Origin of the sequence: Streptomyces longisporus, assembly GCF_039532765.1 — a bacterium.
Taxonomy (GTDB): domain Bacteria; phylum Actinomycetota; class Actinomycetes; order Streptomycetales; family Streptomycetaceae; genus Streptomyces; species Streptomyces longisporus.
In genome coordinates this window covers 156,662-176,177 of sequence record NZ_BAAASG010000028.1, presented here as the reverse complement: position 1 = coordinate 176,177, position 19,516 = coordinate 156,662, and the positions used below count along the sequence as shown (strand labels likewise).

General features: G+C 71.5%; 20 protein-coding genes, 1 other RNA gene and 1 pseudogene. 13 read left to right on the top strand and 9 right to left on the bottom strand.

The genetic code is table 11. The features are described from left to right. Positions 1–252 precede the first annotated feature (252 nt). From ABD355_RS41735 to ABD355_RS41725, 3 genes are read left to right on the top strand one after another with little or no spacing between them, the layout of a single operon-like run. Positions 253–1,110: a MaoC/PaaZ C-terminal domain-containing protein gene (locus tag ABD355_RS41735; protein ID WP_344406481.1), complete on the top strand. Its 858-nt coding sequence runs from the start codon at positions 253–255 to the stop codon at positions 1,108–1,110. Positions 1,111–1,139: 29 nt separating this feature from the next. Beyond that, on the top strand, positions 1,140–2,216 hold the full coding sequence (locus tag ABD355_RS41730) for a Zn-dependent alcohol dehydrogenase (RefSeq protein WP_344406479.1): 1,077 nt from the start codon (positions 1,140–1,142) through the stop codon (positions 2,214–2,216). Further along, entirely contained in the window at positions 2,201–3,190 is a 990-nt protein-coding gene (locus tag ABD355_RS41725; protein WP_425585854.1) for a 3-oxoacyl-ACP reductase, read from the top strand. The genes ABD355_RS41730 and ABD355_RS41725 overlap by 16 nt, the downstream gene beginning before the upstream one ends. Before the next feature lie 56 nt (positions 3,191–3,246). Here the strand turns inward: ABD355_RS41725 and ABD355_RS41720 are convergent, their stop codons facing one another. Both ABD355_RS41720 and ABD355_RS41715 read right to left on the bottom strand, forming a co-directional pair. Next, the gene (locus ABD355_RS41720) at positions 3,247–3,402 is read right to left on the bottom strand and encodes a hypothetical protein (RefSeq protein ID WP_099928441.1); all 156 of its coding nucleotides are present in this window, start codon (positions 3,400–3,402) and stop codon (positions 3,247–3,249) included. 96 nt (positions 3,403–3,498) lie between these two features. Continuing rightward, positions 3,499–4,677, bottom strand: a complete 1,179-nt coding sequence (locus ABD355_RS41715; protein WP_344406477.1) for a hypothetical protein — start codon at positions 4,675–4,677, stop codon at positions 3,499–3,501. A 221-nt stretch (positions 4,678–4,898) separates the two neighbouring features. On the opposite strand from ABD355_RS41715, the gene ABD355_RS41710 reads away from it, so the two are divergent. From ABD355_RS41710 to ABD355_RS41700, 3 genes are read left to right on the top strand one after another with little or no spacing between them, the layout of a single operon-like run. After that, on the top strand, positions 4,899–5,750 hold the full coding sequence (locus ABD355_RS41710) for a Nif3-like dinuclear metal center hexameric protein (RefSeq protein ID WP_344406476.1): 852 nt from the start codon (positions 4,899–4,901) through the stop codon (positions 5,748–5,750). Further along, positions 5,747–6,490, top strand: coding sequence for a zinc ribbon domain-containing protein (locus tag ABD355_RS41705; protein WP_344406716.1), 744 nt, complete (start codon positions 5,747–5,749; stop codon positions 6,488–6,490). The genes ABD355_RS41710 and ABD355_RS41705 overlap by 4 nt, the downstream gene beginning before the upstream one ends. Positions 6,491–6,501: 11 nt before the next feature. Continuing rightward, a complete protein-coding gene (locus ABD355_RS41700; RefSeq protein WP_344406475.1) occupies positions 6,502–7,692 on the top strand; it encodes a bifunctional RNase H/acid phosphatase in 1,191 nt (396 codons plus the stop codon). On the opposite strand, the gene eda is transcribed toward ABD355_RS41700, so the two are convergent. Together eda and yaaA are read right to left on the bottom strand one after the other, a co-directional pair. Beyond that, positions 7,667–8,302, bottom strand: a complete 636-nt coding sequence (gene eda, locus ABD355_RS41695) for a bifunctional 4-hydroxy-2-oxoglutarate aldolase/2-dehydro-3-deoxy-phosphogluconate aldolase (RefSeq protein WP_344406474.1) — start codon at positions 8,300–8,302, stop codon at positions 7,667–7,669. The two genes, ABD355_RS41700 and eda, sit on opposite strands and share 26 nt — an antisense overlap. Positions 8,303–8,371: 69 nt before the next feature. Continuing rightward, positions 8,372–9,154, bottom strand: a complete 783-nt coding sequence (yaaA, locus tag ABD355_RS41690; RefSeq protein WP_344406472.1) for a peroxide stress protein YaaA — start codon at positions 9,152–9,154, stop codon at positions 8,372–8,374. 262 nt (positions 9,155–9,416) lie between these two features. On the opposite strand from yaaA, the gene ABD355_RS41685 reads away from it, so the two are divergent. After that, positions 9,417–10,850 carry an RNB domain-containing ribonuclease gene (locus tag ABD355_RS41685; protein ID WP_344406471.1) on the top strand — a complete coding sequence of 478 codons (1,434 nt, stop codon included), beginning with the start codon at positions 9,417–9,419 and terminating at the stop codon, positions 10,848–10,850. Here the strand turns inward: ABD355_RS41685 and ABD355_RS41680 are convergent. Then, positions 10,801–11,370, bottom strand: a complete 570-nt coding sequence (locus ABD355_RS41680; RefSeq protein ID WP_344406715.1) for a hypothetical protein — start codon at positions 11,368–11,370, stop codon at positions 10,801–10,803. The genes ABD355_RS41685 and ABD355_RS41680 overlap by 50 nt on opposite strands. Positions 11,371–11,426: 56 nt before the next feature. Further along, on the bottom strand, positions 11,427–12,182 hold the full coding sequence (locus ABD355_RS41675) for a MerR family transcriptional regulator (RefSeq protein WP_344406470.1): 756 nt from the start codon (positions 12,180–12,182) through the stop codon (positions 11,427–11,429). A 163-nt stretch (positions 12,183–12,345) separates the two neighbouring features. Here ABD355_RS41675 and ABD355_RS41670 point away from each other — a divergent pair, with 163 nt between their 5' ends. Further along, positions 12,346–12,924: a Uma2 family endonuclease gene (locus tag ABD355_RS41670; RefSeq protein ID WP_344406469.1), complete on the top strand. Its 579-nt coding sequence runs from the start codon at positions 12,346–12,348 to the stop codon at positions 12,922–12,924. Positions 12,925–12,989: 65 nt separating this feature from the next. Here ABD355_RS41670 and ABD355_RS41665 read toward each other — a convergent pair whose 3' ends face one another. Next, positions 12,990–14,579, bottom strand: coding sequence for an FAD-dependent monooxygenase (locus tag ABD355_RS41665; protein ID WP_344406468.1), 1,590 nt, complete (start codon positions 14,577–14,579; stop codon positions 12,990–12,992). Positions 14,580–14,626: 47 nt separating this feature from the next. Here ABD355_RS41665 and ABD355_RS41660 point away from each other — a divergent pair, with 47 nt between their 5' ends. The 4 genes and pseudogenes from ABD355_RS41660 (at position 14,627) to rnpB (ending at position 17,496) form a co-directional block, all read left to right on the top strand. Further along, entirely contained in the window at positions 14,627–15,259 is a 633-nt protein-coding gene (locus ABD355_RS41660) for a TetR/AcrR family transcriptional regulator (RefSeq protein ID WP_344406466.1), read from the top strand. A gap of 90 nt (positions 15,260–15,349) precedes the next feature. Further along, the gene (locus tag ABD355_RS41655; protein ID WP_344406465.1) at positions 15,350–16,171 is read left to right on the top strand and encodes a helix-turn-helix domain-containing protein; all 822 of its coding nucleotides are present in this window, start codon (positions 15,350–15,352) and stop codon (positions 16,169–16,171) included. A gap of 22 nt (positions 16,172–16,193) precedes the next feature. Beyond that, positions 16,194–16,976, top strand: a pseudogene (locus tag ABD355_RS44815) (DMT family transporter); the annotation flags it as partial. Between the two features lie 118 nt (positions 16,977–17,094). Beyond that, positions 17,095–17,496, top strand: an RNA gene (gene rnpB / locus ABD355_RS41650) — RNase P RNA component class A. 165 nt (positions 17,497–17,661) lie between these two features. Here rnpB and ABD355_RS41645 read toward each other — a convergent pair. Then, complete coding sequence (locus ABD355_RS41645; RefSeq protein ID WP_344406463.1) at positions 17,662–17,883, bottom strand: DUF397 domain-containing protein; 222 nt, start codon at positions 17,881–17,883, stop codon at positions 17,662–17,664. Next, entirely contained in the window at positions 17,880–18,746 is an 867-nt protein-coding gene (locus ABD355_RS41640; protein ID WP_344406462.1) for a helix-turn-helix domain-containing protein, read from the bottom strand. The genes ABD355_RS41645 and ABD355_RS41640 overlap by 4 nt, the downstream gene beginning before the upstream one ends. 149 nt (positions 18,747–18,895) lie before the next feature. Here ABD355_RS41640 and ABD355_RS41635 point away from each other — a divergent pair, with 149 nt between their 5' ends. Next, on the top strand, positions 18,896–19,405 hold the full coding sequence (locus ABD355_RS41635) for an ATP-binding protein (protein WP_344406461.1): 510 nt from the start codon (positions 18,896–18,898) through the stop codon (positions 19,403–19,405). Positions 19,406–19,516 lie beyond the last annotated feature (111 nt).

Genomic DNA, 19,516 nt, shown 5'->3' with positions numbered 1-19,516 from the left:
TGCGACGCTACGGAGGGCAGGTCCCCGCCCGGCAGATGCGCTTGTACGGACTCCGGCAGGACAAATGTCACGGCCGGCCGCGCACTCAGCTGACACAGTGTCAGGAGCCTTCACAAGTGCGGAGCGCTGGGCTATACAGAGGGCGCCGGACTGGAACGCGTTCTAGATCGGCACTCGTGACGACCTCGGTCGCGGCCGACGGTGCGGACGGCCGCGCCGAGGTCTTGAACCATCCGAGCCACCAGGAGCCGTATGCCCATCGACGCAGCGAAGGCACTCGCCGCCGAACCCCGTTCCGGCGAGATCACCTGGGACCGCAAGGACGTCCAGCTCTACCACCTCGGCATCGGGGCAGGCAGCCCGGCGACCGATCCCGACGAGCTGCGCTACACCCTGGAGTCCCGGCTGCACGTCCTGCCGAGCTTCGCCACCGTCGCGGGCAACGGCTCGCCCGGGGTGATCAGCGGTCTGTCCATGCCCGGCGTCGACGTCGACCTGGCCCGCGTCCTGCACGGCGGCCAGTCCCTCACCCTGCACCGCCCGATCCCCGTCGAGGGCACCGCGACCGCCACCGGCCGTATCGCCGCCGTCTACGACAAGGGCAAGGCGGCCGTCCTGGTCATGCGCACCGAGGTGGCCGACGCCGACGGCCCCCTGTGGACCAACGACGCCCAGATCTTCGTCCGCGGGGAGGGCGGCTGGGGCGGCGACCGCGGCCCCTCCACCCGCCTGGACCCGCCCACCGGCGACCCCGACCGCACCGTCGAGCGCCCGATCCGCGAGGACCAGGCCCTGCTCTACCGCCTGTCCGGCGACTGGAACCCGCTGCACGCCGACCCCGACTTCGCCAAGACCGCCGGGTTCGAACGGCCCATCCTGCACGGACTGTGCACCTACGGCATGACGCTCAAGGCGGTCGTCGACACGCTGCTCGGCGGGGACGTGACCCGGGTGCGCTCGTACGCCACCCGGTTCGCGGGCGTCGTGTATCCCGGCGAGACCCTGCGCATCCGGATGTGGCAGTCGCCTGAGTCCGTCAGGGTCGCGGTGAGCGCCGTGGAGCGGGACGACGCGCCCGTCCTCGCCGACACGATCGTCGAACACTCTTGATCCAGCAGGCAGTTGAGGGGAGCCGCACCATGCGCGCAGCCGTACTGCACGAGATCGGCCAGGACAAACTCGAGGTCTTCGAGGACGTCGAGGCGACGGGCTTCGGGCCCGGCAAGGTGAGGATCCGGGTGCGGGCCACCGGGCTGTGCCACTCGGACCTGTCCGCGATGAGCGGGGTGCTGCCGCAGCCGGCGCCGTTCGTGCCCGGGCACGAGGGTGCGGGCGAGATAGTCGAAGTCGGCGAAGGCGTCGGCCATCTGAAGGCGGGCGACCGGGTCGTGGTCTGCTGGCTGCCTGCCTGCGGTGCCTGTCCGGCGTGCAGGCGCGGGCAGACCGAGCTGTGCCTGGCCGGGTTCATGAACGCGGGCACCCCCAACTTCCGCCGCCCCGGCGGTGACGTCTTCGGCTTCGCGGGCACCGGCACCTTCGCCGAGGAGGTCGTCGTGGACGCGGGCTGCGCGGTGCCGATCCCGGACGACGTGCCCTTCGACATCGCCGCGCTGATCGGCTGCGGCGTCACGACCGGTCTGGGCGCCGCCCTCAACACCGCCGATGTGGAGGCGGGTTCGTCGGTCGCGGTCATCGGCTGCGGCGGCGTCGGGATCTCCGCGATCCAGGGGGCGCGGCTCAAGGGCGCCGCCGAGATCGTCGCCGTCGACCCGGTCGCCTCGCGCCGCGAGTCCGCCCTCAAGTTCGGCGCCACGAAGGCGGTCTCGCCGGACGAGCTGGCCGACGCCAAGCAGAACGTCACCGGCGGCGAGGGCTTCGACTACGTCTTCGAGGTCGTCGGCAAGTCGGCCACCGCCCGCACCGCCTACGACAACACGCGGCGCGGCGGCACGCTCGTCGTCGTCGGCGCGGGCGCCCTGGACGACTTCCTGCAGCTCAACATGTTCGAGCTGTTCTTCGACGAGAAGCGGATCCTGCCCTCGATGTACGGCGGCGGTGACGTCCTGCGCTCCTACGAGCGGACCATCGCGCTGTGGCGGGCGGGCCGCGTCGACCTGGCGGGCCTGATCACGCACCGGGTGCCGTTGAGCGAGATCAACGAGGCGCTGGACCAGATGCGGACGGGCACGGCGCTGCGCACGTGCATCGAGATCTGACGGGGGTGCCTGTGTCGTTGCCACAGCAAGGGCCACAGCGAGGACCGCTGGAGGGGCTGTCCGCCGTCGTGACGGGTGCCGGTCGCGGCCTCGGCCGGGCCGAGGCGCTCGAACTCGCCCGGCTGGGCGCCGCCGTCGTCGTCAACGACTTCGGGCAGCCGGGCCGGGACGGCTCGGGGGAGGCCTCGGCGGGCCCCGCCGAAGAGGTCGCCGCCGAGATCCGCGCGGCGGGCGGCAAGGCGCTCGCCCACACCGGGGACGTGGCCGACTTCCAGCAGGCGCGAGGCCTGGTGGAGTTGGCGATCGGCGAGTTCGGCCAGCTGGACATCCTGGTCAACAACGCGGGCATCCTGCGCGACCGCATGGTGTTCTCCATGACCGAGGGCGAGTGGGACGCCGTGATCCGGGTCCACCTCAAGGGCCACTTCAACACCACCCACTTCGCGGCCGCGCACTGGCGCGAGCGGTCCAAGGCCGTGGGGGCGCCGGTCTACGGGCGGATCGTCAACACCTCGTCCGAGGCCTTCCTGGCGGGCTCGGCCGGTCAGCCCAACTACGCGGCCGCGAAGGGCGGAATCGTGGGCCTGACCACCTCCACGGCCCTCGCCCTGGCCAAGTACGGCGTCACGGCCAACGCGATCTGCCCGCGCGCCCGCACCCGGATGACCGAGGACGTCTTCGCCGGCTTCGAGCAGCCGGCCGACGGCCTCGACCCGCTCGCCCCCGAGCATGTCGCCCCGCTCGTCGGCTACCTGGCCTCGCCCGCCGCGGCCCGCGTCAACGGCCAGCTGCTCGTCGTGCACGGCGGCATGGTGGCCGTCGTCGACCGGCCGCGGGTGCAGGCGAAGTTCGACAGCAAGCAGGACACCTTCACCTACGACGAGCTGGACGCCGTACTGACTCCGCACTACGCGGACCGGCCGCCGGGGGAGACGTTCGCGGCGGCAGAGGTACTGGGCCTCAAGCGGGCGTAGACATACGAAAGGGGCTCGCACACCGGCCGGTGTGCGAGCCCCTTCCCTGCGTACCCTCAGGCAGCCGCTTCGCTGTCCTCGGCCGGCTTGCGGTGCCGGCCGTGAGGGGCCGTGTCACCGTCCTGGGCCGAATTCGGGCCCCGGTGCCGGCCGTGACCGGCGTCTTCCCGGGACTCGGCGGACAGCGGCTGCATGGTGCTTGTGTCGCTCATCGGAAGGATTCACCCCGTCAACATGATCTTTCAAACAGCCGGGCGAGTTTAACCGGCCACCCTCCTCGCGCATCCAGACGGGCACGCCCATCGGCACTATTTCGTTACAAGACGTCCCAAGGGCGCTTGCTGCAAGGGCACGGGACGCGGTGCGACGGGCTCCGGAGGATCCGGCCGTGCCGGCTCACCCCGTGCCGGATCCTCCGGGCCCGCGCCCCCCGATCCCCCTGCATCCCCCGATTCCCCCGTCTCCCCCGAGGGCGCCGCCACCTGCGCCACGCCGCACGGCACCTCGGCCGTGGCACAGGGCAGTTGGAGCACCCCGTCCCTGGTCCAGACGCCCGCGCCCGCCAACCAGCCGTACGGCGCGGCGAGATGGTGCACCTGCCGCCGGTCCGGCCGCCACAGGCCCACCCAGCTGCCGACGGGCCCGTCGATGCGCAGCGCCACCCCGCAGGACTCCGGCAGCAGTACCTGTCCCGGCTGGATGGCGAAGGGCGTCACGACACAGTCGGGCAGCCGCAGGCACTCCGGGAAGCGCACCGGCAGGGTGCTGCCCAGCACCCCCCAGCCCAGCCGCTCCTCGCCCGGCGAGGGCGCGTCGGAGCGGATCAGCAGCAGCCCGCTGTCCGGGTCGGCGAGCAGCAGCCGGTCGTCGCTGCCCTCGGCGATCTGCAGCAGCGGCGAGACCTCGCCGGCCCGCTCCAGGTCGACCACGACCGCCTTGGTACGGCCGCCGGTCTCCCGGTCGAGCGCCAGCAGCCGCCCCGTGCGGTCCAGCCACACCCCGCCCGAGCAGCGGCCCGGGATCTCCGCCAGCCGCTCCGGCCCGAACGCGCCGCCCGCCACCAGCCACACCGTGCTGGAGCGCCGGCCGACGGCGAGGGCGTACGCCTTCTCGCCGCCCGGCGCGGGCGGCAGCAGCCGCAGCCGGGCACCTTCCTCCGGGCACTCCACCGCGCCGATCAGCAGTTCGCCGGTGCCCGGTCCGGTCGGGTACAGCAGGGAGAACAGATGGCGTCCCGCCGCCCGCCGGTGGATGAGGACCCGGCCGTCGCCCATCGGCTGCACCTCGGTGCCGGGCTCCTCGGGCTGGTTGCCGGGCAGTGGCACGGCGTACGGCTCGGGGCCGTCCAGCGTCCAGCGCTCCGGGAACCAGGAGCCGCCGTCCGGCGCGAGGCGGGCGGCGTAGGCACCGTCCGCGGTGATGGTGCAGCCGGATTGCGGGGCGCCGTCCTCGGGAGCAGCCTCGGGCTCGATCGCACACGCCGTCATGGTCTGGTCACCTCCGGCGACGAAGCTAGTTTTCGCACGCACACACGTGGGACCACGAGGCTCCTGCTTCACACATAAGGGTGGCGGGGGAACGATTCGCCTGAGGAAACGGGGGCGGGTGTGCTGAAGGGGCCGGGGGTGAGGTACCGGGGCACCGATCGCGCTCCAGCCGAACATGGGCACAGGTACAGCGGCACAGATCAGCCAGGTAGCCTTTCAGCGTGCCCCGTCTGTCTGAAGTCATCGCCGCGCTGGAGAACCTGTGGCCCGCCGAGCGGGCCGAGTCCTGGGACGCGGTCGGCACGGTCGTGGGCGACCCCGACCAGGAGGTCACCCGGGTCCTGTTCGCGGTCGACCCCGTGCAGGAGATCGTCGACGAGGCGGTGAAGCTGGGCGCCGACCTGCTGGTCACCCACCACCCGCTCTACCTTCGCGGTACGACGACGGTCGCGGCGTCCCACTTCAAGGGCCGCGTCGTTCACACCCTGATCAAGAACGACATCGCGCTGCACGTCGCCCACACCAACGCGGACACGGCCGACCCCGGAGTCTCGGACGCCCTCGCCGGTGCGCTGGACCTGCGCGTCGTACGCCCCCTGGTGCCGGACCCGGCCGATCCGTCCGGCCGCCGGGGCCTGGGCCGCATCTGCGAGCTGGACCACCCGCTGCCGCTGCGCGAGTTCGCAAAGAGGGCCGCCGCCCGGCTGCCGGCCACCGCGCAGGGCATCCGCGTCGCCGGCGACCCCGAGGCGATCGTCCGCACGGTCGCCGTCAGCGGCGGCTCCGGCGACAGCCTCTTCGACCAGGTGCGCGCGGCCGGTGTCGACGCCTTCCTCACCGCGGACCTGCGCCACCACCCGGCCTCCGAGGCCGTGCTCCAAAGCCCCCTCGCGCTGCTCGACGCGGCGCACTGGGCCACCGAATGGCCCTGGTGCGAGCTGGCCGCCACCCAGCTCGACGAGATCTCCGACCGCCACGGATGGGACCTCAGGGTCCATGTCTCCAAGGCGGTCACCGACCCCTGGACGGCCCACGCGGCCTCCCCCGATCCGACTGCAGGAGCCCCCAACTGAACGCCGCGCCCGCCGACCAGATCCGACTCCTCGACGTCCAGGCACTCGACGTACGCCTGCAGCAGCTCGCGCACCGGCGCAGGTCCCTGCCCGAGCACGCCGAGATCGAGTCGCTCACCAAGGACCTCACCCAGCTGCGCGACCTGCTGGTGGCCGCGCAGACCGAGGAGAGCGACACCGCCCGCGAGCAGACCAAGGCCGAACAGGACGTGGACCAGGTGCGCCAGCGCGCCGCCCGCGACCAGAAGCGCCTGGACTCCGGCGCCGTCACCTCGCCCAAGGACCTGGAGAACCTCCAGCGCGAGATCGCCTCCCTCGCCAAGCGGCAGAGCGACCTGGAGGACGTCGTCCTGGAGGTCATGGAGCGCATCGAGTCCGTGCAGGAGCGGGTCGCCGAGCTCACCGAGCGGGTCTCCTCCGTCCAGTCGAAGATCGACGACGCGACCGCCCGCCGTGACGCCGCCTGCGAGGAGATCGACGGCGAGGTGGCGACGGTGACCAAGGAGCGCGAGGTCATCGCGGGCACCATCCCCGCCGACCTGCTCAAGCTCTACGACAAGCTGCGCGAGCAGCAGGGCGGCATCGGCGCGGCCAAGCTGTACCAGCGCACCTGTCAGGGCTGCCGCCAGGAGCTGGCGATCACCGACATCAACGAGATCCGCGCGGCCGCCCCCGACACGGTGGTGCGCTGCGAGAACTGCCGTCGCATCCTGGTGCGTACGGCCGAGTCCGGCCTCTAGGAGCCTTGACCGTGCGGGAGTTCATCGTCGAGGCCGACGGCGGTTCGCGGGGCAACCCGGGACCCGCGGGCTACGGATCCGTGGTGCTGGACGCGGCGACGGGTCAGACCCTGGTCGAGGCCGCGGAGTACATCGGCGTCGCGACCAACAACGTCGCCGAGTACCGGGGCCTGCTGGCGGGCCTGCGCGCCGCCCACGAACTGGACCCCTCGGCCAGGGTCCGCGTGCGCATGGACTCCAAGCTGGTCGTCGAGCAGATGTCGGGCCGCTGGAAGATCAAGCACCCCGACATGAAGCCACTGGCGACGGTGGCGGCCCGCGTGTTCCCGCCGGACCGGGTGACGTACGAGTGGATCCCGCGGGAGCAGAACAAGCACGCGGACCGGCTGGCGAACGAGGCGATGGACGCGGGCAAGCGCGGCGAGCAGTGGTCGCCGTCGGCTTCGACGGCGGAGCTGGAGGCGGCCGCAGCGAGGACCGCGGTCGCCGAGCCTGCCGCCGCCGACGTCCCGAAGGCCGAGGCCGATGTGCGGGCCGCAACAGCCGTCGCCGGCCCCGGCTGGGCCCCCGCCGACCTGGGCGCGCCCGCGACCTTTGTGCTGCTGCGGCACGGCGAGACCCCGCTGACCCCGCAGAAGCGTTTCTCGGGCAGCGGCGGCACCAACCCCTCCCTGTCCGACGTCGGCCGGGAGCAGGCCGAGCGCGCCGGGGCCGCACTGGCCCGGCGCGGCACCATCCAGGCGATCGTCGCCTCCCCCCTCGCCCGCACCCGCGAGACCGCCGGCATCGTCGCCTCCCACCTCGGCCTGGAGGTGAGCATCGACGACGGACTGCGCGAGACCGACTTCGGCGCCTGGGAGGGCCTCACCTTCGCCGAGGTCCGCGAGCGCTACCCCGACGACCTGAACGCCTGGCTCGCCGACCCGCACGCCCAGCCCTCGGGCGGCGGCGAGAGCTTCGCGGCGACCGCGACCCGTATCGAGGCCACCCGGGAGAAGCTGGTGGCGGCGTACGCGGGCCGCACGGTCCTGCTGGTCTCCCACGTCACGCCGATCAAGACGTTCGTACGGCTGGCCCTGGGCGCCCCGCCGGAGTCCCTGTTCCGCATGGAGCTGTCGGCCGCCGCGCTGTCCGCGGTGGCGTACTACGCGGACGGCAACGCGAGCGTACGGCTGTTCAACGACACGTCCCACCTGCGCTGAGGCCCGCTGCCTCGCGGGCGAGGCCTTCGATCCGCCCCCAGTCGCGGGCCGCGAGGGCGTCCGCCGGGAGCATCCAAGTGCCGCCCACACAGCCGACGTTGGGCAGCGCCAGGTAGTCGGGGGCATTGGCCGGACCGATGCCCCCGGTGGGACAGAACCGCGCCTGCGGCAGCGGCCCCACCAGCGACTTCAGATACGCCGTACCGCCCGCCGCCTGCGCCGGGAAGAACTTCATCTCCCGCACCCCGCGCTCCAGCAGCGCCACCACCTCCGAGGTGGTCGACACCCCCGGCAGGAACGGCACCCCGGACGCCTTCATGGCCTCCAGCAGTACGTCCGTCCAGCCCGGGCTGACCAGGAACCGCGCCCCGGCGGCCACCGAGTCCTTCACCTGCTCCGGCGTGATCACGGTCCCGGCCCCGACCACCGCGTCCGGCACCGCTTCGGCGATCGCCCGGATCGCATCCAGGGCAGCGGGCGTCCGAAGGGTCACCTCGATGGCGGGCAGTCCCCCCGCCACCAGCGCCCGCGCCAGCGGAACGGCGTCGGCGGCGTCCTCCAGGACGACGACGGGCACGACGGGGGCAAGGTCGAGGAGCGATGAGGCCATGCCGACATCGTGCCCGCGCAATGCAGCATGCGCAAAGGCCATTGCGCATGCTGCAACACTCGTCGGCGGCTAGTGGATCTCGTCCACCAACACGTCGAGCATCCACGCCTTCCCGGCCCCCTTCGGAGGCTCCACCTCCACCACGTAACCGAGCTCGCGCAGCGCCTCCACCAGCTCCGCCGGGCCCTTGGGCGCCGCGCCCGCCGCCAGCAGGCTCCGTACGATCCGCCCCTTGGTCGCCTTGTTGAAGTGGCTGACCACCTTGCGGGTGGGCGCGTGCAGCACCCGTACGCTCGCCGTCCGCCCGGCGACCTCGCCCTTCGGCTTCCAGGCGGCCGCGTACGCGGAGGACCGCAGATCCAGCACTAGCCCGTCCCCGGCGGCCTCGGGCAGGACGGCCGCCATCGGCGTCCGCCAGTACGCGCCGAGCGCCCCGATCCCGGGCAGCTTCACACCCATCGAGCAGCGGTAGGAGGGGATGCGGTCGTTGATGCGCACCGCACCCCACAGCCCTGAGAAGACGAGCAGGGAGCGGGTGGCGCGCTTCTTGGCGGCGGCGTCCAGGGAGGCCAGGTCGAGGGCGTCGTACAGCACACCCGTGTAGATCTCCCCGGCGGGCCGCGCCCCGGCACTCCGCAGCTCGGCGTTCTTCGCGACCTCGCCGCGCAGTCCCTCGCTCAGCCCGAGCACCTCGCGCGCCTTCTCCTCGTCCCCGGCGCACAGCTCGACCAGTTCGCCGAGTACGGCCTCACGGGCGGGCGTGAGCCCCGGCAGCGACAGCGACTCCGTCTTCAGCGGGGCGCCACGGCCAGAGGACGCCTTGCCTTCGGAGGGAGGCAGCAGGACAAGCACGGAAGATCTCCTTCTGTTTGAGCTCCCGGACAGCGTACGGGGCCTGCTGTGCTGAGAGCCTGGGGCTGACTCCCGCTCGGGCGCACGCCGCCTGGCACGCACGCTCGCGGCGTTGCCGCAAGGCCCTAGTAGCTCCGCTACGAGGACCTTCCGGCGCCTTGGCTCGCACGCGCCCCCACTCTCGGCTTCGCTCGAGCGGGGGCCCCCCGGACGACGCGCGCTGGTCCGAGCGGGACTCAGACCCAGGCTCTACCCTCGCTGTATGCCCCGCCGCCACATCCGCGTGACCGGCGCCCCCGAAGCCCCCCTCCGGGCCGCCCTCACCGCCCTGCGCACCGAACTCGGCGTCCCCGAGAGCTACCCGCCGGAGGCACTGACAGAGGCCGAGCGATCGGCGAAGACCCCGACGCTCCCCTCCTACGACGCCACGGACATCCCCTTGTTCACCATCGACCCGCCCGCCTCCACCGACCTCGACCAGGCGATGCACCTGTCCCGGCAGGGCGGCGGCTACCGGGTGCGGTACGCCATCGCGGACGTGGCCGCCTTCGTCGTACCCGGGGCGGCGCTGGACGCGGAGACCCACCGGCGGGTGACCACCCTGTACTTCCCGGACGAGCGGATCCCGCTGCACCCGGCGCTGCTCAGCGAGGGCGCCGCGAGTCTGCTGCCCGGCCAGGTCCGCCCGGCGGCCCTCTGGACGATCGACCTGGACGCGGACGCCCGTACGCTCACCGTCGACGTCCGCCGCGCCCTCGTCCGCAGCAGGGCCAGGCTCGACTACGCCGCCGTACAGAAGCAGATCGACGACAAGACGGCCGAGGAGCCGCTGGCGCTGCTCAAGGAGATAGGGGAGGCGCGGGAGCGGCTGGAGGTGGAACGCGGCGGCATCTCGCTCAACGTCCCGGAGCAGGAGGTCATCGAGCGCGACCACACCTACGAGCTGAGCTACCGCGCCGCACTCCCGGCCGACGGCTGGAACGCCCAGATCTCCCTGCTGACGGGGATGGCGGCGGCGGATCTCATGCTGTCGGCGGGCACCGGGGTCCTGCGCACCCTGCCCGCCGCCCCCGATGGCGCCGTCGGCCGACTGCGCCGTACCGCGCACGCCCTGCACATCGACTGGCCGCACCACGTCTCGTACGCGCAGCTCATCCGCTCCCTCGACCCGCACCGCCCGCACCACGCGGCCTTCCTCCAGGAGTGCACGACACTGCTGCGCGGCGCCGGCTACACGGTCTTCAGGGACGGCGCCCTCCCACCCATCACCACGCACGCCGCCGTGGCCGCCCCGTACGCCCACTGCACCGCGCCGTTGCGGCGTCTGGCCGACCGGTACGCCGCCGAGATCTGCCTGGCGGCCGCGGCGGGCGCGCCCCCGCCCGACTGGGTACTGGCCGCCCTGGACGCGCTGCCGCACCAGATGGCCGAGGGCAGCCGCCGCGCGGGCGCGATCGAGCGCGAGTGCGTCGACATCGTGGAGGCGGCGCTGCTGGCGGGCCGGGTGGGTGAGGTGTTCGACGGCTGCGTGGTGGAGGTGGCGGAGGGTCGACCGGGCGTCGGCACCGTCCAGTTGGAGTCCCCGGCGGTCATCGGCCGCATCGAGGGCGACCACCTGCCCCTGGGGGAGCGGCTGCGGGTACGCCTCACGCAGGCAGATCCGGCCTCGGCGAAGGTGCGCTTCGCGCCTGCGTGACGGCACCCGCGAGGGCTTGTCCGAGGGCCTGTACGAGACTGTCGGCATCGTCGGCGTGGAAGCGGACGAGGTGGATGTCGCGCCGACGGCCGAAGAAGCCGAAGTGGGCGACGGGCTCGGCGAGTTCGACGGTGACGGTGGTCTGTGCGCCCACGGGGATGTCGAGTTCGCCGTCGGCGTGTTCGTGGGTGGTGCGCAGCTCGCGGCGCACGGCCGCGATGCGGTCGACCGGTAGGCGCAGATCGACGTGCACGGCGCGACGGATGCGCAGTACGTCGGGGTCGAGCACGTGCGGCCGTACGACGCAGGCCGCGTGCACCCCGACGACGAACACGATGGTGTACACGTCGAGCACGAACACCATCTGGTGCACGGTCGGGTAGTCACGCAGCAGTACGGACATGGTCAGCGTCTCGACCAGGCACACGAAGGCGAACCCGAACATCATCGCGCCCTGCCCCCGCGCATACCCGAACACCCGCCCGCCGCCGGCCCCGTGCGTACGCCGGGCCAGCCACATCGCCAGACTGGCGAGCAGCCGCAGCTCATGCCGGACGAGGACGTACGCCGCCGTCCTCACGACGGCTCCTCGGTGAGTATCCGCAGCGCGAAGCGGAGGGCTTCTGCCTGGGCGGGGGCGAAGTCCGCGTAGAAGGCGCGCATGAAGCTGTTGTCCCCGTCGATCCTCACCTGGGGAACCAGCTCGCGGGGCATGCAGTCGGCGAGGGTGCGGGCGGCCTCCGCCACGCGCGGGTCGGCCGGGTCGGCGTCGGCGAGGTCGTCGAGCAGGGCGTACGCCTCGAGGGCCCGCGCGATCCCCTCGGGCGAGCCGAGGGCGCCGCGCAGCAGATCCACCAGTCGCTCCCGGTCCTCCACGGCCGCCATGGTGTCGATCAGCGCGAGCATCTCGCGGTCCTTGACGGCCATGGGGGAGTCGGCCGCCACCTGCGCCAAGTCCCCGAACAGCGAGGCCAGTTCCGGCGAGACGGGCCCCTCGACGGTCAGCCCGCCCTCCGCCTCCAGCAGCGCCCGCAGCCGCGCCCGCCGCTCCCGGATCGCCGCCTCCTGCCGGGCCAGGTCCTCGTCGAGCTCGGTGAGCACCTCGACGAGATCCTTCCCGGCATCCTCCGCCAGCACGTCCCGCACCTCCGCGAGCCCCATCCCCAACTCGGTCAGCCGCCGAATCCGCGCCAGCACCACGGCATGCCGCAACGTGTAGTCCCGATACCCGTTGCCCAGCCGCTCGGGCTCCGGCAACAGCCCCTGATGGTGGTAGTGCCGCACGGTCCGCGTGGTGACGCCGACGGCCGCGGCGAGTTCTCCGATCCGCATGGGACCAGTACAGAGGCTGACGTCGCGGCAGGGTCAAGCGGGCGGGTCGGCTCCTGACGACCATGGTGATCGTGTGCCACGATCGAGGGAACGGTTCCCGATCTCTTGGACAGGTGATCTTCCGATGTCCCAGTCTGGCGAGCGACCGAAGGAGGGGCGTGACATGACTGCCATGGCCCACGAGCCGCTCACGCAGGAAGAGGTCCTGCTGGAGGGCTTTCTCGCCCTGGACACCCCGGAGGGTTTCCGGGCCGAGTTGATCGAGGGGGAGATCGTTGTGACGCCGCCGCCGGACGGGGAGCACGAGGACTACATCGAACTGATCGTGAACCAGGTGTACAGGCGGTCCCGGACCGACATGCAATTCTCCGGGAACAAGGGGCTGAAGCTGCAGAGCGGGGGTGGCTGCCCGAAGGACCGCGTGATCCCGGACGGTACGTTCGCTCCCAGGAAACTACGGCTCTACCGGCCGGCCGACTCCTGGATGCCCTGCGACGGCGTCGCCCTGGTCCTGGAGGTGACCTCCACCAAGCCCAAGGCCGACCGTGAAGCCAAGCGGCGCTGCTACGCCCGGGGCGGAATCCCCCTCTACCTGCTCGTCGACCGAGAGGCATCCTCGATCACGCTGTTCAGCGACCCCGAGAAGGACGACTACCGCGAGCAGTGCACCCGCCCGCTCGGCAAACCGCTCACCCTCCCCGAACCCTTCGCCTTCGATCTGGAGACCACGGACTTTCTCTGACCGCCGACACCTCGGCCGCCGCGGGCGCCCTTCAGCCTGGTGACCGCGCGCTTCCAGCAGCCCGTCTACGCCCGCGGGGCGGGGTCAGGCACGGCGGAAGCACCGAACCAGAGATCCAGTGCCCGGCCGAGCGCCTCCCCGTCCTCGTCGTCCTCGTCCGCCGCCCAGGCGACGAAGCCGTCCGGGCGTACCAGCAGCCCTGCGAGCCCCGGTCGCTCGCCGCAGGTGACTGTGCGGACGTTCACACGGTCGTCGAATCCCTCGGCGCGGGCGCGGAGCTTGGGGTCGTCGGCCAGGTCAAGGAGCAGGGCGCGGCCGGTGTGCAGATGGTCGGCGAGGCGGGTGCCGTCGGAGAGTTCCAGGTCGGGGGCGCTGCGGCCGACGAGCGGGTGGTCGCCGGGCAGGTCGTAGCGCTGCCAGACACCGGAGATCTTCTTGGCGAAGAACGTCGTGCCGGTGACCGTCCGCGACAGCTCGGCGATCACCTCGCGCAGGGCGCGCGCATGAGACTCGGGCCGCATCAGGGCGATCTGGGCCCGCGTCCAGTCGAGCACCCAGGCACCGATCGGATGCCGTTCGGCGGTGTACGAGTCGAGCAGCCTCTCGGGCGCCCGCCCGCGCACCACGGCCGCGAGCTTCCAGCCCAGGTTCATCGCGTCCCCGATGCCGAGGTTCAGCCCCTGCCCGCCGAACGGCGAGTGCACATGCGCTGCATCGCCCGCCAGCAGTACCCGGCCCTTGCGGTAGCTGCTCGCCTGACGGCAGTTGTCGGTGAACCGGGTCGCCGAGTGCACGGCGGTCACCGTGACCTCCACCCCGGTCACCCGGCACAGGCTGCCCTCCAACTCCCGGGCGGTGATGGGTGCTTCACGGTCGGCCGGGGGCCCGTCGAACTCGACGGTGAGGATCCGCCCCGGCATCGGCCCGTGCACGTACGTCCCCACGTCCGTCGTGTTCCAGCCGGTCTTGAGCCCCTCGGCGCCGGTCATCTCCACGAGCGCCTGATAGCCGGTGATCTCCGGGTCCGTCCCCGGGAAGTCGAACCCGGCGAGCTTGCGCACCCTGCTGCGCCCGCCGTCGCAGCCGACGAGCCAGCCGGCGCGGATCTCCTCCCTCGCGCCCGTCGCGGCATCGGCCACATCGACGACCACCCGGTCCTCGTACATCTCGAACCCGGTCAGCTCGACTCCCCGACGCACCTCCACCCCGAGTTCCTCCGCCCGCCCGGCGAGGATCCGCTCCAGCGTGGCCTGCGGGACGAAACCGACCCGCTCGGCGGGACCCGCTCCGCCGAAGTCGGGGTCGCTCTCGTCCAGCAGCTCACCGTGCAGCCAGATCCCGGCGAAGTGCCCGGCGAACCTGGGCGGCGGCGGTGCGTCCTCGTCCTCGCCCCGCGCGCGGCGGAACTTCCGGAAGCCCTTCATCGCCTCTTCCTGCACCGCGGCCAGCGCGGGCAGTAAGCCCCGCCGGTACAGCGCCTCGGCGGAGGGCAGATTGATCGCGCCGGCCTTGATCGTCTCGTCCACTTCCGTCAGCCGCTCCACGACCAGCACCCGCGCCCCGCCGAGCCCCAGCTCACAGCCGAGCAGCAGGCCCACGGGCCCGGCGCCGGCCACCACCACGTCGTACGTCTTCATGTTCATGAGCTTGTCCATGAGCCGAAGTGTAGTCACTAAAACTTTTTGCTCGCTATAGTTTTCTCATGAGCGAGAAAGACAGGCAGGCGGGAGACGCGGAACTGCCGCTGCGCGAACGCAAGAAGAGGGAGACCCGGCAGCGGATCTCCGACATCGCGACCGGACTGTTCCAGGAGCGCGGCTTCGACGCGGTGACCGTGGCCGAGGTCGCCCGGGCCGCGGACGTGTCCACCATGACCGTCTTCAACTACTTTCCGCGCAAGGAGGACCTCTACCTCGACCGCATCCCGGAAGCCGCCGCGACCTTCGCCGGCGCCGTCCGCGGGCGCCGCCCCGGCGAGACCCCGCTGGCCGCCCTGCGCCGCCTGGCACTCGAACTCCTCGACCAGGGCCACCCGTTGGCCGGCGTGAACGACCGCTTCCCGTCCTTCTGGCGGGTCGTCATGGAGTCGCACGCCCTGCGGGCCCGCGCCCGCGAAGGCCTGGAGGAGGTGGAGACGGCCCTGGCAGAGGCGCTCGCGGAAGCATCCGTCGCCGACCCGCACCTGCTCGCGGCCCTGACCGTCGCCGCCTACCGTTCGGTCTACGTCACCACCGCCCGCCGCCTGCTCGCCGGGGAACCGGCGGCCGAGCTGATCGCGGACCACCGCGCACGCATCGAGGCGGTCTTCGACGTACTGGAGCGGATGCATTCGTAGCGCCCGCGCGGGCGGGCATGGAAAACGGGCCGGAGTTTGTTGCACCCCGTACGACGACGGAGACGTAGACCGAACGGATGGGGGCGCACGGTGAGCGAGCAGGCACTGTGGACCCGCGCGCGCCTCGGCCGCTGCGGGCCGCCCCTCGACCTGCTCACCGCCCGCTTCCAGCGACACGTCTACGCCCCGCACGCGCACGCCGAGTACACCATCGGCGTCTGCGTCGGCGGTTCGGAGGTCATCGACTACCGCGGCGGCCACGTCCGTACCGGCCCCGGCTCGATCGTCGTCCTCGACCCCGGCGAGATGCACACCGGCGGCCCCGAGACCACCACCGACGGCTACGCCTACCGCGCCCTGTACGCCGATCCCGCCCTCCTCGCCGACGGCACCCTCGGCGGCCTCCCGCACTTCCGCGAACCGGTGATCGACGACCCCGAGCTGGTCACCGCCCTCCGCCTCGCCCACACCGAACTCAGCGTTTGCCCGGACCCGTTGGAGACGGAATCCCGCCTCCCCTGGCTGCTGACGGCCCTGGCCCGCCGCCACTCCACGGCCCGCTCGGCGCCGGACGCGCTGCCGGGCGCCGACCACATCGCGTTCGTGGTCCGCGACCGCCTGGCCGACGAACTGCTGGAGCCTCCCTCCCTGGCCGACCTGGCCACCGACCTGGGCCTGTCCCGCTACCAACTCCTACGGGCCTTCCGTACGACGATGGGGATACCGCCGTACGCCTGGCTGGCCCAGCACCGGGTGAACCGGGCGCGCGGGCTGCTGGAGTCGGGCCTGCGCCCGGCCGAGGTGGCCACCCTGGTCGGCTTCGCGGACCAGGCCCACCTGACGCGCTGGTTCCGCCGCGTGCTGGGGGTGACCCCGGCGGCGTACCGCAACAGCGTTCAAGACGCCAGATAGCCGGTGGGCCGATTCTGTCTCCATGACTGCACGCGGCTGGTTCCTGTTCTCCCTGATGGGAGTGGTCTGGGGCATCCCCTACCTGATGATCAAGGTGGCGGTGGACGCCCCCCTGTCCCCGTCGATGGTGGTATTCACGCGCTGCGCACTCGGCGCACTCCTCCTGCTCCCCTTCGCGATACGGCAGGGCGGCCTGATCCGCACGGTCCGCACCCACTGGCTGCCGATGCTGGCCTTCGCGTGCATAGAGATCATCGGCCCGTGGTTCACGCTCACGGACGCGGAACGCCACCTGTCGAGCTCGACGGCGGGCCTGCTGATCGCGGGCGTGCCGATCGTGGGCGTGGTGCTGGCCCGCTTCTTCGGGGATACGGAGCGGCTGGGTCTACGGCGGGGCGCAGGCCTGGCCCTGGGCCTGGCGGGCGTAGGCGTCCTGACCGTCCCCCACCTGACCGGCGGCGACGCCCGCTCCCTGGGGGAGGTCATGCTGACGGTGCTGGGTTACGCGACGGCACCCTTGATCGCGGCCCGCTGGCTGAAGAACGTCCCGACCTTGCAGCTGATAACCCCTTGCCTGGCACTGGCAGCGTTGGTCTACGCAACGCCGGCGGCGGCGACCTGGCCGTCGTCCGTCCCCTCCGCCTCTGTCCTTACGGCCCTGATCGGCCTGGGCGCGATCTGCACGGCACTCGCCTTCGTGGGCTTCCTGGAACTGATCAAGGAAGTGGGCCCGACCCGCGCGACGGTCTTCACGTACGTCAACCCGGCGGTAGCGGTGGCGGCAGGAGCGCTGTTCCTGGGCGAGCCCTTCACCCTCGGCATCGCGATCGCCTTCACCCTGATCCTGGCGGGCTCGGTCCTGGCGACGGCGGCCTCCGGTCCGGCGAAGGGCGGACGCCCGGTAGCATGGTCCACACGGCAGACGAGCCGGGCGGACGGCCGCGTGGAGTCCCCTTGAGGGGTTCCCCGAGGAACGTCCGGGCTCCACAGGGCAGGGTGGTGGCTAACGGCCACCCGGGGTGACCCGCGGGACAGTGCCACAGAAAACAAACCGCCCAGCACTTCGGTGCCGGGTAAGGGTGAAACGGCGGTGTAAGAGACCACCAGTGCCCAGGGTGACCTGGGCAGCTAGGTAAACCCCACCCGGAGCAAGGTCAAAAGGGAGCGCCCAGGTGCTCCTGCGGAGGCGTTAGAGGGCTGCCCGCCCGAGCCCCCGGGTAGACCGCACGAGGCCGGTGGCAACACCGGCCCTAGATGGATGGCCGTCGCCGAGACGTCCGCGAGGACCCTCGGTACAGAACCCGGCGTATAGCCCGACTCGTCTGCCGCCGGGGTTCTGACCCGGCTTTCGGGAAGTTCCCGCGGCAGGATGCCTGCGACTGGAACCTGCGCACACGGCTCCGGAGTCCCTGAGCGACCGCGATGGCGTCGATGACGCGGATGCGTGCCGTCGAGAGGACCACCGGAGGGCGAAGACCAATATGGTGTAGTCAGAGTTCCCCGGAGATGACGCCCTCCCGGAAGGCAGCCCACTCCGAAGCGGTGAAGCAGAGAGGGGCGCGTCGGGGGTTCTTGGAGTCGCGGACCGCCCTTGCGCCGTTGGGGAGTTCTGCGACCTCGACGCAGTCGTGTTCCGCGCCGCTGGCGGATGCCTTCTGCCATATCGCCTCGGTGAGGTCGTACGCGTACAGCTCAGCCTTCAGGTCGTTCACTTCCGGTGGCCCTCTTCCAGCTCGGCGATCCTTGCGAGCGAGTCCTCCACGGGAAGCGCCGTCGCGCGGATGCGTTCGAAGGCCTTGGCGAAGGGCGTCGCGTCGTCGCCCTCAACGTATGTCGCGCCGCTGAGGTTTTCCAAGAGGACTACGGAGGGCATCGGTTGGGGAAAGCCGGTCAGGGTGAAACCGCCGACCACGCCAGGGTGTGAGGTGGAGTCCAGTGGCATCAACTGCACGGTGACGTTCGGCATTTCCGAGACGTCGAGAAGCCGCCGGAGCTGCTCACGCATGATTGCGGGGCGTACGGCGAAGCGCTGGTGGAGTGCCGCTTCGTGGACGATGGCCCAGAGTTCCGGGGCCGTACCCGGGCGGGAGAGCACGGATTGCCGAGCCATCCGTACCTCCGTCAGGGCGGCCACCTCCTCGGGTGTGCGTGACGTCGTGGCGCCGGCGATCGTCTCGCGGGCGTAGGCGGCTGTCTGCAACAGACCGGGGATGACCAGAGGGGACCATGCGTAGATCGTCTCGGCGTCCGATTCGAGGGAGATGTAGTCGGCGTAGGTGGGCGAGACGATCGCGCTGTACGTCTGCCACCAGCCCTTCTTGCCGGCGTCCCGAGCGAGGGCGCTCAGAGCATCCCTTACCTGGGTGTCTTTCACCCCGTAGACCGTCAGCAGGGCCTCCACATCCGCGGGCCTGATCGACTGGGTGGCGCCCTCGATCTTCGAGAGCTTCGGTGCCCTCCAGCCCATGGCTCCGGCAGCGGCATCGAGCGTCATCCCGGCGTCACTGCGAAGGCGACGCAGGCTCGCGCCGAGTCGGCGGCGTCGAACGGTCGGTACGAGTGGTGAGTTGGGCATGTGCGGAGTCTGGCAACGGTTCCGCGTGGATCGCACACCGTAGCGAGAACTTCACTCCTTTGGGTTGGAAGTTTTCTACCTCAGGGAGAAAAGTGCGGCCTTGGCTGAAGCTGGAGCAGTCCAGCCGATCGTCCAGGAGGTTCAACGACATGCACCCCAATCCGCCCCTCGTCGCTCACCCAACGCTCCTCAGCACCACCGCACCCACGCCACCCCTCACACCCACCGCCCTCGGCTTCTATCTCCGTACTCGCCCTCATGGCTTCGTCGCTCATGTTTCCGCCTCGCCTCAGAACCTTTGTGCCGTACGGAGGTTGACCCGTGCCGAACTATTGGCTCGGGGCATTGAGGAGGACGCCGTCGACTCCGCGCAGCTCGTCCTCTCGGAACTTGTCGGCAACTCGGTGCGTGCCTACGGCGATTACGTACCGCTCGTGGTGGAGGTGTACGTCACGGCGTACGGCGTCGCGGTGAACGTCCACGACCCCGACCCAGGCGCGCTGCCGAGGCGCCGGGTTACGCCGCTCGACAGCGCTGAGGCCGAAGACGGGCGCGGGCTGGGCATGGTCGACCTGCTCGCGCCGGGATGGCACGTGCGGAGGTCCACCATTGGGAAGCAGGTGCGTTGCCACGTGCCCACCGAACCAGGGTGGAATTGAGGGACCCGTCCGTCGTCCAGGGCGTAGAGCTGCGTCGTACGGAAGTGCACCGCTCTCATGAGGGCGGCATCGACACCGGACGACGTCTCTCGCGGCCGAGGGCGGCGAAGC

Coding starts and splice junctions, on each gene's coding strand:
- ABD355_RS41660 (WP_344406466.1), top strand. CDS start 14,627: ATGAGCGAGAAAGACAGGCAGGCGGGAGACGCGGAACTGCCGCTGCGC.
- ABD355_RS41665 (WP_344406468.1), bottom strand. CDS start 14,579: ATGGACAAGCTCATGAACATGAAGACGTACGACGTGGTGGTGGCCGGC.
- ABD355_RS41680 (WP_344406715.1), bottom strand. CDS start 11,370: ATGTGGCTGGCCCGGCGTACGCACGGGGCCGGCGGCGGGCGGGTGTTC.
- ABD355_RS41720 (WP_099928441.1), bottom strand. CDS start 3,402: ATGAGCGACACAAGCACCATGCAGCCGCTGTCCGCCGAGTCCCGGGAA.
- ABD355_RS41675 (WP_344406470.1), bottom strand. CDS start 12,182: ATGCGGATCGGAGAACTCGCCGCGGCCGTCGGCGTCACCACGCGGACC.
- eda (WP_344406474.1), bottom strand. CDS start 8,302: ATGGCCTCATCGCTCCTCGACCTTGCCCCCGTCGTGCCCGTCGTCGTC.
- ABD355_RS41730 (WP_344406479.1), top strand. CDS start 1,140: ATGCGCGCAGCCGTACTGCACGAGATCGGCCAGGACAAACTCGAGGTC.
- ABD355_RS41670 (WP_344406469.1), top strand. CDS start 12,346: ATGACTGCCATGGCCCACGAGCCGCTCACGCAGGAAGAGGTCCTGCTG.
- ABD355_RS41715 (WP_344406477.1), bottom strand. CDS start 4,677: ATGACGGCGTGTGCGATCGAGCCCGAGGCTGCTCCCGAGGACGGCGCC.
- ABD355_RS41685 (WP_344406471.1), top strand. CDS start 9,417: ATGCCCCGCCGCCACATCCGCGTGACCGGCGCCCCCGAAGCCCCCCTC.
- ABD355_RS41735 (WP_344406481.1), top strand. CDS start 253: ATGCCCATCGACGCAGCGAAGGCACTCGCCGCCGAACCCCGTTCCGGC.
- ABD355_RS41635 (WP_344406461.1), top strand. CDS start 18,896: ATGCACCCCAATCCGCCCCTCGTCGCTCACCCAACGCTCCTCAGCACC.
- ABD355_RS41640 (WP_344406462.1), bottom strand. CDS start 18,746: ATGCCCAACTCACCACTCGTACCGACCGTTCGACGCCGCCGACTCGGC.